Below are 15,341 nucleotides of genomic sequence, written 5' to 3'. Positions count from 1 at the left end.
ATTAATTTAAAGAAATAAATAAAAACAGGTCAAATATGAGGCCATATATATAGCTATGGCCTATTTAAATTATTTATTAAGAGCGAAGGTCGGTAACGATAAGTGCCAACGGATTGCAGCTAATCGAATAATTAGCGTAGCAGTTACACCCAGTAACATTGCTGTAGAGCTTTGAACATTGAACTCTAGAGCAGAAGTATGAACGATGCCACCAAGAATGCACGCAGTAGCATACACTTCACTTCTTAATACCATAGGGACTTCTCTGGCTAGCACATCTCGAATAATGCCGCCGCCGCAACCTGTAATTACCCCCATAATAACGGCGACCATTGGATCTGCATTGTAATTAAGTGCTTTTTCTACACCAATCCCAACAAAGACAGCTAATCCAATAGCATCGGAAACGGGAAGTACATACCAAGGTAGGCGTCTAGGTCTTCTGATGATTAACATAGTTAAAATGCAGGTAATGAAAATGACCAATAAATAATTGGTGTCGTTAATCCAGAAAACGGGAGTTGCACCTAAAGCCATATCCCTTATCGTACCGCCACCTATTGCGGTAACACTTGCTAAAACGGTGACGCCAAATGGGTCCATTTTTAATCGACCAGCCAGTAACACTCCTGAAATGGCGAAAATGGCAGTACCAAACATATCAATTGTATAGATTAACATCTTGTCCTCTATGACTTACTGCATGATGTTGTTGAAAGAAAGTTATAAACCTTGTTTTAATATGACCATTATTGAGCTTTGAAGAATGAGCCAAATCGCTATTCTCCAGCTTAAAAAACGGTGAATTTGTGCTAAATGAATCGCTGATGGGGCTATTTTTCCACCTAGTTTTGCTCGGTTGATTTTCTTTCCTTGATAAATAACAGGTCCACCTAAAGAAAGCTCAAACTTTTTTCCAATAATAATAAGTAGCCCTGCATTATTTTTATTGGCCCAGTTCTTTTTTTGTAATTGTAACTGTTGAAAAGAATGACGGATGTTTTTGCCTATAAAACAAAGGAGGGTGAAAAGCTTAAGTGGGAGAAAATCTAAAATATATTGAATACGTAGAGCAGGGATGCCAAAAGGTCGAAATGAATCTCTAGATGGAGACCACGCTCTTGCTAATTCTAATGATAATCGATAAACAAAAGCTCCAATTCCACCAGCAATACCATACCAAAATAAGACCCCAATAACGGTTCTCGCATAAGCCAAAATGATTGTTTCACTAGATGCTTTACCTAAACCTAGTAGTGATAATGGTTCTACGTCTCTATTTACCCAATGCTTGAGAGTTTCTTTTGCTTTGCTTTTATCTTCTTTATTTATGGCATGAATCGTATCTTTACACAGTTTTTCGACACCACGCCATTCTAGCGATAACAATAGTAACCCAAGATTAAAAAGAGGGATGTTCCAAATAAGAGGCACTGCTGCAATATATACAATGATTACAGGAATAATCATTAATGCCCATGCAAGGGAACCTGATAATAAACGTTGTTGATAAGGACGAGATGTATTTACCTTTTCAGCTAGGATTAAAGCAAATTTGTGCCAAAAAGACATTGGATGAAACTGGGGGGAAATAGGAATGATGAGGTGAAAAATTAAAGCCCCCCATAATACCAGTAAAGAGTAATCAGAAATAAAGAGAGTTAATTTATCTAGCATGAGGTGATTCTTTATATATAAAAGAAGATAAAATTGAGTCAGAGAAACTGACTCAATTAAATAAGATTACTTTAATAAAGTAACCATGTTTAATACCATTTCTGATGAGCTTTGTGCTGCAAGAGGAAGGAATTCATCAAAGCTCATTGGCGACTCTTTATCTGCTACGTCTGAAATAGCTCGAACGACAACAAAAGGTGTATTGAATTGGTGACATGTTTGAGCAATCGCTGAGGCTTCCATTTCTACAGCAATTACTGAAGGGAAGTGAGTACGGATAAACTCTTGGCGCTCAGGAGTACAAACAAAAACATCACCAGTACAAATTAATCCGCGAACAGCGTGCTTATCACTCATTTCAGTTAATGCTTGCTCAGCAGTTGTGATTAGCTTTTCGTCAGCAATAAATGCAGCTGGCTGTTGAGCCATTTGTCCCATTTCGTAACCAAAAGCAGTTACGTCAGCATCGTGGTGGCGAACTTCTGTTGAGATGACCACGTCACCAAGATTTAATGATGAATCAAAGCCACCCGCAGAACCTGTATTAAGAACGACATCAACATTATGCTCAGCAATAAGAAGAGTTGTTCCAACTGCTGCTGCAACTTTACCAATCCCTGACTGTAATAAAACAACGTCAGCGCCATTTAATGTACCAGTATAAAAAGTACAACCAGCTTTAGTTACTGTTGATAGACCTTCAATTTTGTCTTTAAGAATGGCAACTTCTTGTTCCATAGCGCCAATAATGCCAATTTTCATGTTTATATCTCAATAAAAGTTAGAGTAGTGGGTGATTGTAACATAGGTATATAGTACTTAGGAGATATGGAATTTGATGTTTATTCTGAAATAAATAAGTGGTTTTGTTTGTATTTTAAACATTATGTTTATTTATTGTTCGGTTGATTGTTTTTTTAATAAAAATGCTTGCATCAAAATCTGATACGCCTATACTGCGCATCCACTGACACGGAGAGAGTGATTCGTATCACAGTCTGCTTTGTTAGTAAGCTCTTTAAAAATTAGAAACCTATTAATCTGTGTGGGCACTTGTGAATTGATAATCAACAAATTATCAATGAACTGAGTGACTACACAAAATTACTTTTATGTAACAATCAGTATTAATCATTGAGTCGAACTTCTTTCTGCTGAAAGAGTTCAAAAAAACTTTAATTGAAGAGTTTGATCATGGCTCAGATTGAACGCTGGCGGCAGGCCTAACACATGCAAGTCGAGCGGAAACGACTTAACTGAACCTTCGGGGAACGTTAAGGGCGTCGAGCGGCGGACGGGTGAGTAATGCCTGGGAATATGCCTTAGTGTGGGGGATAACTATTGGAAACGATAGCTAATACCGCATAATGTCTTCGGACCAAAGAGGGGGACCTTCGGGCCTCTCGCGCTAAGATTAGCCCAGGTGAGATTAGCTAGTTGGTGAGGTAAGAGCTCACCAAGGCGACGATCTCTAGCTGGTCTGAGAGGATGATCAGCCACACTGGAACTGAGACACGGTCCAGACTCCTACGGGAGGCAGCAGTGGGGAATATTGCACAATGGGCGAAAGCCTGATGCAGCCATGCCGCGTGTATGAAGAAGGCCTTCGGGTTGTAAAGTACTTTCAGTAGGGAGGAAGGTTCATACGTTAATAGCGTATGGATTTGACGTTACCTACAGAAGAAGCACCGGCTAACTCCGTGCCAGCAGCCGCGGTAATACGGAGGGTGCGAGCGTTAATCGGAATTACTGGGCGTAAAGCGCATGCAGGTGGTTCATTAAGTCAGATGTGAAAGCCCGGGCTCAACCTCGGAACCGCATTTGAAACTGGTGAACTAGAGTGCTGTAGAGGGGGGTAGAATTTCAGGTGTAGCGGTGAAATGCGTAGAGATCTGAAGGAATACCAGTGGCGAAGGCGGCCCCCTGGACAGACACTGACACTCAGATGCGAAAGCGTGGGGAGCAAACAGGATTAGATACCCTGGTAGTCCACGCCGTAAACGATGTCTACTTGGAGGTTGTGGCCTTGAGCCGTGGCTTTCGGAGCTAACGCGTTAAGTAGACCGCCTGGGGAGTACGGTCGCAAGATTAAAACTCAAATGAATTGACGGGGGCCCGCACAAGCGGTGGAGCATGTGGTTTAATTCGATGCAACGCGAAGAACCTTACCTACTCTTGACATCCAGAGAATTCGCTAGAGATAGCTTAGTGCCTTCGGGAGCTCTGAGACAGGTGCTGCATGGCTGTCGTCAGCTCGTGTTGTGAAATGTTGGGTTAAGTCCCGCAACGAGCGCAACCCTTATCCTTGTTTGCCAGCACGTAATGGTGGGAACTCCAGGGAGACTGCCGGTGATAAACCGGAGGAAGGTGGGGACGACGTCAAGTCATCATGGCCCTTACGAGTAGGGCTACACACGTGCTACAATGGCGCATACAGAGGGCTGCAAGCTAGCGATAGTGAGCGAATCCCAAAAAGTGCGTCGTAGTCCGGATTGGAGTCTGCAACTCGACTCCATGAAGTCGGAATCGCTAGTAATCGTAGATCAGAATGCTACGGTGAATACGTTCCCGGGCCTTGTACACACCGCCCGTCACACCATGGGAGTGGGCTGCAAAAGAAGTGGGTAGTTTAACCTTCGGGAGGACGCTCACCACTTTGTGGTTCATGACTGGGGTGAAGTCGTAACAAGGTAGCCCTAGGGGAACCTGGGGCTGGATCACCTCCTTAAACGATAGATTACGATTTATGAGTGTTCACACAGATTAATTAGGTTTTGAATTTAGAGTATCTTAGTGTCCCGTTCGTCTAGAGGCCTAGGACACCGCCCTTTCACGGCGGTAACAGGGGTTCGACTCCCCTACGGGATACCATCTTTAAGTATTCTCCTTGAGAGTCTTTAAAAATGGTTACACGCATAAGCGTGAAATCGCTCTTTAACAATTTGGAAAGCTGACTGATTTAAATAACTTACGAGTTATTCAAATCAAAATTTAAAAGTTCTTAATATCCTTTGTTTTACTTTGTAAAACGAAGAACAACACATTCAAGTGTTCTTGTATTTTGAATCCGGCGAAAAACCAGAACTCGCAATGACGAGTTCAACCTTGGTTGTTTATGCCATACGAAACCTCTTGGGGTTGTATGGTTAAGTGACTAAGCGTACACGGTGGATGCCTTGGCAGTCAGAGGCGATGAAAGACGTATTAACTTGCGATAAGCCCAGATTAGGTAGTAAAAACCATTTGAGTCTGGGATTTCTGAATGGGGAAACCCACATGCATAAGCATGTATCGCTACGTGAATACATAGCGTAGCGAGGCGAACCGGGAGAACTGAAACATCTAAGTACCCCGAGGAAGAGAAATCAACCGAGATCCCGAAAGTAGCGGCGAGCGAAATTGGGTTAGCCCTTAAGCTTTTAATGAGACAGGTGAAGGCTCTGGAAAGTGCCGCGATACAGGGTGATAGCCCCGTAACCGACATCTCATCATCAGTGAAAACGAGTAAGGCGGGACACGTGATATCCTGTCTGAATATGGGGGGACCATCCTCCAAGGCTAAATACTACTGACTGACCGATAGTGAACCAGTACCGTGAGGGAAAGGCGAAAAGAACCCCTGTGAGGGGAGTGAAATAGAACCTGAAACCGTGTACGTACAAGCAGTAGGAGCACCTTCGTGGTGTGACTGCGTACCTTTTGTATAATGGGTCAGCGACTTATATTCAGTGGCAAGGTTAACCGTTTAGGGGAGCCGTAGGGAAACCGAGTCTTAACTGGGCGTTCAGTCTCTGGATATAGACCCGAAACCAGGTGATCTAGCCATGGGCAGGTTGAAGATTGAGTAACATCAATTGGAGGACCGAACCGACTAATGTTGAAAAATTAGCGGATGACTTGTGGCTAGGGGTGAAAGGCCAATCAAACCTGGAGATAGCTGGTTCTCCCGAAATCTATTTAGGTAGAGCCTCGGACGAATACTACTGGGGGTAGAGCACTGTTAAGGCTAGGGGGTCATCCCGACTTACCAACCCTTTGCAAACTCCGAATACCAGTAAGTACTATCCGGGAGACACACGGCGGGTGCTAACGTCCGTCGTGGAGAGGGAAACAACCCAGACCGCCAGCTAAGGTCCCAAAGTTATAGTTAAGTGGGAAACGATGTGGGAAGGCTCAGACAGCCAGGATGTTGGCTTAGAAGCAGCCATCATTTAAAGAAAGCGTAATAGCTCACTGGTCGAGTCGGCCTGCGCGGAAGATGTAACGGGGCTAAACTATACACCGAAGCTGCGGCAATACAGTTTACTGTATTGGGTAGGGGAGCGTTCTGTAAGCGGTTGAAGGTGCGTTGTAAAGCGTGCTGGACGTATCAGAAGTGCGAATGCTGACATGAGTAACGATAAAGCGGGTGAAAAACCCGCTCGCCGGAAGACCAAGGGTTCCTGTCCAACGTTAATCGGGGCAGGGTAAGTCGACCCCTAAGGCGAGGCCGAAAGGCGTAGTCGATGGGAAACGGGTTAATATTCCCGTACTTCTTACAATTGCGATGGGGGGACGGAGAAGGCTAGGTGGGCTTGGCGACGGTCGTCCAAGTTCAAGTATGTAGGCTGTGATCTTAGGCAAATCCGGGATCACACTAGGCTGAGATACGATGTCGAGCTACTACGGTAGTGAAGCCATTGATGCCATGCTTCCAGGAAAAGCCTCTAAGCTTCAGATTGTAAGGAATCGTACCCCAAACCGACACAGGTGGTCGAGTAGAGAATACTAAGGCGCTTGAGAGAACTCGGGTGAAGGAACTAGGCAAAATGGTACCGTAACTTCGGGAGAAGGTACGCTCCTAGCGGTGATGAGACTTGCTCTCTAAGCTGCCGGGAGTCGCAGATACCAGGTGGCTGCAACTGTTTATTAAAAACATAGCACTGTGCTAAATCGTAAGATGACGTATACGGTGTGACGCCTGCCCGGTGCTTGAAGGTTAATTGATGGGGTTAGACTTCGGTCGAAGCTCTTGATCGAAGCCCAAGTAAACGGCGGCCGTAACTATAACGGTCCTAAGGTAGCGAAATTCCTTGTCGGGTAAGTTCCGACCTGCACGAATGGCGTAATGATGGCCACGCTGTCTCCACCCGAGACTCAGTGAAATTGAAATCGCTGTGAAGATGCAGTGTACCCGCGGCTAGACGGAAAGACCCCGTGAACCTTTACTACAGCTTGGCACTGAACATTGACCCTACATGTGTAGGATAGGTGGGAGCCTTTGAAGCACGTACGCCAGTATGTGTGGAGGCAATCTTGAAATACCACCCTTGTATGCTTGATGTTCTAACGTTGGCCCCTTATCGGGGTTGCGGACAGTGCCTGGTGGGTAGTTTGACTGGGGCGGTCTCCTCCCAAAGAGTAACGGAGGAGCACGAAGGTGGGCTAATCACGGTTGGACATCGTGAGGTTAGTGCAATGGCATAAGCCCGCTTGACTGCGAGAATGACAATTCGAGCAGGTGCGAAAGCAGGTCATAGTGATCCGGTGGTTCTGAATGGAAGGGCCATCGCTCAACGGATAAAAGGTACTCCGGGATAACAGGCTGATACCGCCCAAGAGTTCATATCGACGGCGGTGTTTGGCACCTCGATGTCGGCTCATCACATCCTGGGGCTGAAGTCGGTCCCAAGGGTATGGCTGTTCGCCATTTAAAGTGGTACGCGAGCTGGGTTTAGAACGTCGTGAGACAGTTCGGTCCCTATCTGCCGTGGGCGTTGGATGATTGAAGGGGGCTGCTCCTAGTACGAGAGGACCGGAGTGGACGAACCTCTGGTGTTCGGGTTGTCACGCCAGTGGCATTGCCCGGTAGCTAAGTTCGGAATCGATAAACGCTGAAAGCATCTAAGCGTGAAGCGAGCCCTGAGATGAGTCATCCCTGATACTTTAAGTATCCTAAAGGGTTGTTGGAGACTACGACGTAGATAGGTCAGGTGTGTAAGTGCTGCGAGGCATTGAGCTAACTGATACTAATTGCCCGTGAGGCTTAACCATACAACACCCAAGGGGTTTTGAACGGATTTGAAGTTGCAAGAAACGAATTTGAATGTGCATTAAGAATTAAGCTTTCCGAATTAAAGAATTTGCTTGGCGACCATAGCGTTATGGACCCACCTGATCCCATGCCGAACTCAGAAGTGAAACGTAATAGCGCCGATGGTAGTGTGGGGTTTCCCCATGTGAGAGTAGGACATCGCCAGGCTTTAAATTATGAACACTTGTCAGCGACGACAAGTAGTCCACTGCGGAGTGGTAGTTCAGTTGGTTAGAATACCGGCCTGTCACGCCGGGGGTCGCGGGTTCGAGTCCCGTCCACTCCGCCACTTATTTGAAAAAGCCCTAATCGAAAGATTAGGGCTTTTTTACGTTTGTAGAAAATAGAATGAGATAAGCAGAGCGGAGTGGTAGTTCAGTTGGTTAGGCTTTTTATTGGAGAGCTTAGCGGCCTATCACGCCGGGGGACGTGTTGCTTTCAAGGTTGATAGAAAGTCCCGTCCACTCCGCCACTTATATGAAGAAACCCTAATCGAAAGATTAGGGCTTTTTTACGTCTGTAGAAAATTGAATGAGATAAACAGAGCTAAGTGGCAGTTCAGTTGGTTAGGTTTTTTATTGGGAAATAAGTCCCTTTTCTTCTAATAGTGTTCTTAGCTTTTCCACTCGCTTACGGTTTACGCCAAAATCTGAGTAACCTGTTCGTGATTCAGAGCGAACAATCAGAGTATTACCGTAAATTCGTAGTTCTAAGTCATCAACAAAACGGAATACTGAGCTTGTACATTCAATGCGGGCGTAATCATTATTAATATCAACTAATTTAGCTCCTTTTAATTGACTGGCAATATGGCTGATTGCTTTCATATTTGCTGAACTAGTTAATATAAAGGGTTTTGCAGTAAACTCCTCACGCTCGTCGAGTGTTGATATGCAGTTGGGTTTATCTCCACAAGGAGCGATTGATTTGTCTTCCATTGATTCCGTCCTTTGACTACAAGCAACAAGTAATGAAGAGCTAACTAGAGTGAGAAGTAATTTTTTCATAAATATAATTAACCACTTTTTATTATAGATTTAGGTGTTTATTAAAGAAGTATAAGTACAAAATAGCTAAAAATCGTATTTAATACCAATCTACATAAGTATTTGATCATTCTTGCTTGTTAAAATCGATTATATCAGCGTTATAAATTGTGTAATTAGATCCACTAGTTACTGTAATTTATGCCTTGCTATAATCGATTTTTCCTACGCAATTATCTGAACAACTATTTATCCAGAATGGTATAAATTGTCGTTTTTAGCTATGAAGCAGAAAAAAGGCCAACATCGAAATGTTGGCCAAAGGTTTGGAAGGAAACCTGAATTTAGTAAATCATGAAGCAGAAAGCATTAATGAATCCGCTTTTGCTTCTAAATTAGAGCCACCCATTAGATAGCTATCTATTTCACGAGCACATTCACGACCTTCATTAATACAACGAACAACCAGAGATTGTCCTGTTCGCATATCTCCTGCCGCAAAAACACCTTTTTGATTTGTCGCAAAGCCCTCTGTAGCCACATTACCACGATCGTCTAACTTGATGTCTAATTGTGCTAATACACCCGTTGGTTCTGGATGTAAGAAGCCCATAGCTAAGAAGGCTTGGTCACAAGGAATAACTCGTTCACTGCCTGCAACTTCATCAAAGCCTGGGCGTTCACCTGGCTTCGCATCTTGCCAAACGATATCTGCAATACGAAGACCTTTTACATTACCAGCATCATCAGAGATAAATTCTTTGGTTAAAATATTCCAATGACGCTCACAACCTTCTTCGTGAGAAGTGGTTGTTTTCATGATCATCGGATATTGAGGCCAAGGCATATTTGCAGGGCGTTTTTCTGGTGGGATCGGCATGATCTCTACCTGAGTAATGCTTGCTGCACCATGGCGATTAGAAGTACCAACACAGTCAGAACCTGTATCGCCACCGCCAATAACTACAACGTGTTTGCCTTTAGCGTGGATTTCTTTGGTTTTTAAATCCATGTTATTAGCACGGCGGTTATTTTGACCTAGGAACTCCATTGCAAAGTGAACCCCATTGAGGTCACGACCAGGAATTGGCAGGTCTCGTGGCACGGTAGAACCACCAGTAAGTAGAACGACATCAAAATCTTGGCGTAGTTGCTGTGCATTAACATCAATACCAATATGAGCGTTAACTTCGAACTTAATACCAGCATCAGCCATTAAATTGATTTTACGATCAATAATGTCCATTCCTAATTTAAAATCTGGAATGCCAAATCGAAGTAGTCCACCTACTTTTTCGTCACGCTCATATACGGTGACTGAATGGCCAGCACTATTAAGTTGCTCTGCTGCTGCTAAGCCAGCAGGACCTGAACCAACAATGGCTACCGTTTTACCTGTTCGTGAACGAGGTTTTTTCGGTTGTGCGTAGCCCTCACGATATGCCGTCTCTACAATTGTTTTCTCGATATTACAAATTGTGATTGGATCTTGGTTGATACCAAGAACACAGGCACTTTCACAAGGAGCAGGACATACTCGACCAGTAAATTCTGGAAAGTTATTTGTTGAACTTAAGATCTTCCATGCTTCTTCCCAACTATCACGATAAACGGCATCGTTAAATTCAGGAATAATGTTACCAATAGGGCACCCGTTATGACAAAACGGTACACCACAATCCATACAGCGAGATGCTTGAGTATTAATTTTGTCGCCAAACTCTTCGTTTAAGACGAATTCTTTATTGTCTTGAATTCGAACACTAGGGTCGATCTTCTTTGGAAGTTCACGACCATGCTCTAAAAAACCAGTAGGCTTACCCATTATACTGCCTCCACTTCTTCCGTTTGTGCTTGTTGTGCTTCAGCTTTACGCTTTTGAAGTACCGCTTTGTAATCTCGCGGCATTACTTTAGCCAAAGAGGCTAAGTTAGCTTCAAAGTTATCTAAGAAAGACTGAGCAACTTCACTTCCTGTGAATTCAACATGCTTGGTTAGCATTTCTAATAGAAGATCTTTATCTTCTTGTTCAATAGGGTCTAAATCAACAAGTTCAGGATTTAGTTTAGATTCAAAATCGCCTGATTTATCCCAAACATAAGCGATACCACCACTCATGCCTGCAGCAAAGTTACGACCCGTTGAACCAAGGATAACAGCAACCCCTCCAGTCATGTATTCACAACCGTGATCACCAACACCTTCAACGACCACTTTGGCACCGGAGTTACGAACACAGAAACGTTCACCAGCCATACCACGAATGTAAGATTCACCTGACGTTGCACCGTAGAAACAAACGTTACCAACAACAATGTTATCTTCAGCGACAATCGTTGATTTCGCATCTGGGTAAAGAACTAGTGTACCGCCTGATAGGCCCTTACCCCAGTAATCGTTCGCATCGCCTTCAACTTCAAATTTCACGCCTTTAGCTAGGAATGCTCCCAAACTTTGACCTGCAGAACCGTTGAATTTAACGTTCATCGGTTGAGGTAAACCTTGGTCTTTATACACTTTTGAAATCTCGTTTGACAGCATAGTACCGACACTTCGGTCTGTATTAATGATGTCAAATTCAGCAGTAACGGCTTCGCCTCGTTCTAATGCTGGAATTGCGGCTTGGATAAGTTTGCGATCCAGAACATCTTCAAGGTTATGCTGTTGTTGAATTTGGTTATAAATACCATCTTCAGCACGTGGTTGTTCAATATGAAGAACCGGTGTTAAGTCTAGGTTTTTATATTTCCAATGTCCGATGTCATCACGAACCTTAAGTTTATGAGATTGACCAACCATTTCATCGATAGAGCGGAAACCAAGTTCTGCCATCACTTCACGTAGGCCTTCAGCCATATATTGGAAGAACGTCACCACGTCTTCAACACGTCCATCAAAGCGCTCACGAAGTGTTTTGTTTTGCGTTGCGATACCTACAGGACACGTATTTTTATGACACTTACGCATCATGATACAGCCTTCAACAACAAGAGCAGCCGTAGCTACACCCCATTCTTCTGCACCAAGAAGCGTTGCTACTGCAAGATCTCGAGGTGTTTTCATTTGGCCATCTGACTGAACAACGATACGGTTACGTAAACCATTTTTCAGTAGCGTTTGGTGTGTTTCTGCTAGACCGAGCTCCCATGGAAGACCGGTATGACGGATAGATGACATTGGAGATGCACCTGTACCACCATCAAAACCAGCAATAAGAACCACATCGGCTTTGGCTTTAGCTACACCAGAAGCGATAGTACCAACACCAGCTTCAGATACTAACTTAACGTTAACGCGTCCTTTACGGTTGGCGTTTTTCAGATCGTAGATAAGTTGTGCTAAATCTTCGATAGAATAAATATCATGATGTGGCGGTGGTGAAATCAGACCAACCCCAGGAGTAGAGTGACGTGTTGCACCAATCCAATCATCGACTTTATCACCAGGTAGTTGACCACCTTCGCCTGGTTTTGCACCTTGAGCCATCTTAATTTGCAGCTCATCAGCGTTAGTTAGGTAATAAGAGGTAACACCAAAACGACCAGATGCGACTTGTTTGATAGCTGAACGTTCCCAGTCACCATTATTTTTCTTCTCAAAACGGATAGGGTCTTCACCACCTTCGCCTGAGTTAGATTTAGCACCAATGCGGTTCATTGCCACTGCAAGTGTTGAGTGAGCTTCATGAGAAATTGAACCAAACGACATTGCACCAGTTGCAAAACGTTTCAGAATATTCTCAATTGGCTCTACTTCTTCCAGAGGGATTGAACCTGCAGGGTTTTTAATGAAATCAAGTTGGCTACGTAGTGTTGCTGCATCATCACCTTGATCATCTACTGCTTTCGCATATTTCTTAAATTGAGCGTAATCTTTATTACGAGTTGATTCTTGTAGTAGTGAAATCGTTTCAGGGTTAAACAAGTGTTTTTCACCACGTTGTTTCCATTGGTATACACCACCAACATCAAGAACTTGCACAGGGATTTCGCGCGTTGGATAACCTACACGGTGGCGGATAAGAACTTCTTTTGCGATATCATCAATCGTTAGACCTTGGATACGAGAAACGGTACCTGTGAAGTATTTATCAACAACTGGCTTACTAATACCAAGTGCTTCAAAGATTTGAGCACCATGATAAGACTGCAGTGTTGAAATACCCATTTTAGAGAAGATCTTAAGTAAACCGCCATTAACCCCTTTACGGTAGTTATCAAAATATTCTTTTGTTGATACTTCAGGATCAAGTTTCTTTGTTCTCTGCAGTTCAACAATGGTTTCAATAACAAGGTATGGGTTTACTGCGTTAGCGCCATAGCCAACGAGTGTTGCAAAATGGTGAGTTTCACGAGCGTCACCCGTTTCAATAACGATGTCACATTTAGCTCGTAAACCTTTACGAATTAGATGGTGATGAACAGCACCTACAGCAAGCATTGCAGGAATTGCAGCATGGTTTGAGTTCACTGCACGGTCTGTCAGAAGGATAATAGAGTAACCATCGATTACAGCATCTTCTGCATACTGACAAATACGTTTAAGTGCTCGTTCAAGTTTGCCTGCGTCTTCATTTGCTTGGAAAACGATATCAAGCGTTTTAGCTTGTAAGTGTTCGTTATCAATCGCACGAAGTTTTTCTAACTCAGAGTTAGAAAGAACAGGGGATTCAAGTTCTACTTTTTGACAGTGTTCAGGTGTTTCAGTCAGTAAGTTCTGATCTTTACCTAAATAGGTATTCAGAGACATCACCATACGCTCACGGATCGGGTCGATCGGCGGGTTAGTTACCTGTGCAAATAATTGCTTAAAGTAGTTAGATAAATGCTGAGATTGATGTGAAAGAATTGCTAATGGCCAATCGGCACCCATTGCAGTTAAGGGTTCATACGCCGTTTTTGCTAATGGCAGAATAATTTCATTCACTTCTTCTGATGTCACACCAAACGCTTGTTGACGGTTTAGTAGACGCTCAGGAGATGGTTGACTGAATTGGTTTGTTGCTTCAGGCAGTTTATTTAAACTTAATAGGTTTTCTTCAACCCATTTTTGATAAGGCTGCGCATTAGCAATACCATCTTTTACTTCTTCATCAGAAATAATACGGCCTTGCTCTAAGTCAGCAACAAAGATACGCCCTGGCTGTAAACGACCACGGAATTCTACGTTTTCAGGTGCAATGTCAACAACACCTGATTCTGAAGCCATGACAAGGAAGTCATCTTTTGTCACAGTATAACGAGAAGGGCGAAGACCATTACGGTCAAGTGTTGCACCTACCTGTACACCATCGGTGAAACAAACAGAAGCTGGGCCATCCCATGGTTCCATTACGTTTGCATGATATTGGTAAAATGCACGACGTGTTGGGTCCATATTTTTATTTTCTTGCCATGCTTCAGGGATCATCATCATGAGTGCATGTGGCAAGCTACGACCAGAAAGAACCAGAAGTTCTAAAGCCATGTCAAAGTTAGATGAGTCAGAGCTGCCTTCTTGACAGATAGGCAGTAGCATATCAATTTCTTGTTGAGTGAATAAATCAGATTCGATGATCGCTTCACGCGCTTTCATCCAATTTAAGTTACCACGAACTGTATTGATTTCACCGTTATGTGCAATGTAACGGAATGGTTGAGCTAAACGCCAGCGTGGGAAAGTATTCGTTGAGAAACGAGAGTGAACTAACGCTAAGGCTGTCACCATCGTTGGATTTTGTAAATCTAAGAAGTACTGTGGTACTTGTTCAGTCGTTAATTGACCTTTATATACCAAGGTTTTGTACGATAGAGAGTTAATGTAAAAATCATCACCGATATTTGAAATGCTTTCTAAACACACACGAACCGTATAGTTACGTAAAACATATAATTTACGTTCTAGTTCTTCAGGGCTCATTGATGGGCCACCAGAAATAAATACGTGTTCAAATTGTGGTTCTGTGCTTAGAGGATCATCTCCTAACATCGAGTTATCGACAGGAAGAATGCGGTAGCCAAGGATTTCTAAATCCAAGCGTTGTGCATTACGTTCTAAAATATCTCTACATTGTTGACGTTTGTGTTCATCTTTAGGGAATAGAACAACACCAACACCATACTTTTCAAAAGAAGGTAATTTAATGCTGAGTTTAACGGCTTCTTCTAATAAAAACTCATGTGGCTTCTGTAAAAGAATACCCGCGCCATCACCACTGCATGGATCACAGCCTTGACCACCACGGTGCTCCATTCGAGCTAGCATATCAAGTGCTTGAGTTACCACATCATGGGATTTGCGGTTCTTTAGGTGAGCGACAAAACCGATACCACACGCATCATGCTCCAGTTCTGGAGTATACATGCCTTGTGCATTCTGCTCTCTATCTACCATAGATACTTCCTTCCAGTTTAATGCAGACACAACTTCTCTACGTAAGTTTCTGTCTAGTCCTTTGCTAATTTTCAAATCGAACTTGCAGTGAGTTAGTCTCAAGAGGTTGCAAGTTTGAATCCATTCTGGTGTTTACTGGCATCACTTATTGTGACGTGCAAACTAACCAATCCATTGTGATATCCATCAAATACTTTTATCCGTAGTACTTGTTTAAAGAGGGTAGATATCAC

At 43.4% G+C, this 15,341-nt stretch carries 6 protein-coding genes, 2 tRNA genes and 3 rRNA genes; 5 read left to right on the top strand and 6 right to left on the bottom strand.

What is annotated here, in order from left to right; all coding sequences use genetic code 11:
• Window positions 1–69 precede the first annotated feature (69 nt).
• From AAFX60_011580 to mtnN, 3 genes are all read right to left on the bottom strand, one after another.
• Window positions 70–681 carry a TRIC cation channel family protein gene (locus tag AAFX60_011580; GenBank protein XDF77311.1) on the bottom strand — a complete coding sequence of 204 codons (612 nt, stop codon included), beginning with the start codon at window positions 679–681 and terminating at the stop codon, window positions 70–72.
• Between the two features lie 42 nt (window positions 682–723).
• Window positions 724–1,677: a cobalamin biosynthesis family protein gene (locus AAFX60_011575; protein XDF77310.1), complete on the bottom strand. Its 954-nt coding sequence runs from the start codon at window positions 1,675–1,677 to the stop codon at window positions 724–726.
• Window positions 1,678–1,743: 66 nt separating this feature from the next.
• A complete protein-coding gene (mtnN, locus tag AAFX60_011570; protein ID XDF77309.1) occupies window positions 1,744–2,439 on the bottom strand; it encodes a 5'-methylthioadenosine/S-adenosylhomocysteine nucleosidase in 696 nt (231 codons plus the stop codon).
• 414 nt (window positions 2,440–2,853) lie between these two features.
• Between mtnN and AAFX60_011565 the strand changes: the two genes are divergently transcribed.
• The 5 genes from AAFX60_011565 to AAFX60_011545 all read left to right on the top strand — a co-directional run bounded on the left by AAFX60_011565 (window position 2,854) and on the right by AAFX60_011545 (window position 8,039).
• Window positions 2,854–4,405 (top strand): 16S ribosomal RNA (locus AAFX60_011565).
• 67 nt (window positions 4,406–4,472) lie between these two features.
• A tRNA-Glu gene (locus AAFX60_011560) sits at window positions 4,473–4,548 on the top strand.
• 273 nt (window positions 4,549–4,821) lie between these two features.
• A 23S ribosomal RNA gene (locus AAFX60_011555) occupies window positions 4,822–7,710 on the top strand.
• A gap of 92 nt (window positions 7,711–7,802) precedes the next feature.
• Window positions 7,803–7,918: ribosomal RNA gene (gene rrf, locus AAFX60_011550) — 5S ribosomal RNA — on the top strand.
• Together the 16S, 23S and 5S rRNA genes with 2 tRNA genes alongside form the textbook arrangement of a ribosomal RNA operon.
• A gap of 44 nt (window positions 7,919–7,962) precedes the next feature.
• Window positions 7,963–8,039 (top strand) — tRNA-Asp (locus tag AAFX60_011545).
• A gap of 286 nt (window positions 8,040–8,325) precedes the next feature.
• Here the strand turns inward: AAFX60_011545 and AAFX60_011540 are convergent.
• The 3 genes from AAFX60_011540 to gltB all read right to left on the bottom strand — a co-directional run bounded on the left by AAFX60_011540 (window position 8,326) and on the right by gltB (window position 15,108).
• The gene (locus AAFX60_011540) at window positions 8,326–8,757 is read right to left on the bottom strand and encodes a DUF1499 domain-containing protein (protein ID XDF77308.1); all 432 of its coding nucleotides are present in this window, start codon (window positions 8,755–8,757) and stop codon (window positions 8,326–8,328) included.
• Between the two features lie 331 nt (window positions 8,758–9,088).
• Entirely contained in the window at window positions 9,089–10,561 is a 1,473-nt protein-coding gene (locus AAFX60_011535; GenBank protein XDF77307.1) for a glutamate synthase subunit beta, read from the bottom strand.
• Entirely contained in the window at window positions 10,561–15,108 is a 4,548-nt protein-coding gene (gltB, locus tag AAFX60_011530; protein ID XDF78937.1) for a glutamate synthase large subunit, read from the bottom strand. The genes AAFX60_011535 and gltB overlap by 1 nt, the downstream gene beginning before the upstream one ends.
• Between the last annotated feature and the right edge of the window lie 233 nt (window positions 15,109–15,341).

This window comes from Aliivibrio fischeri (assembly GCA_038993745.2).
Lineage (GTDB): Bacteria > Pseudomonadota > Gammaproteobacteria > Enterobacterales > Vibrionaceae > Aliivibrio > Aliivibrio fischeri_B.
Note: the sequence above shows the minus strand (reverse complement) of the source record. Positions and strands in the feature narration are given on the sequence as shown.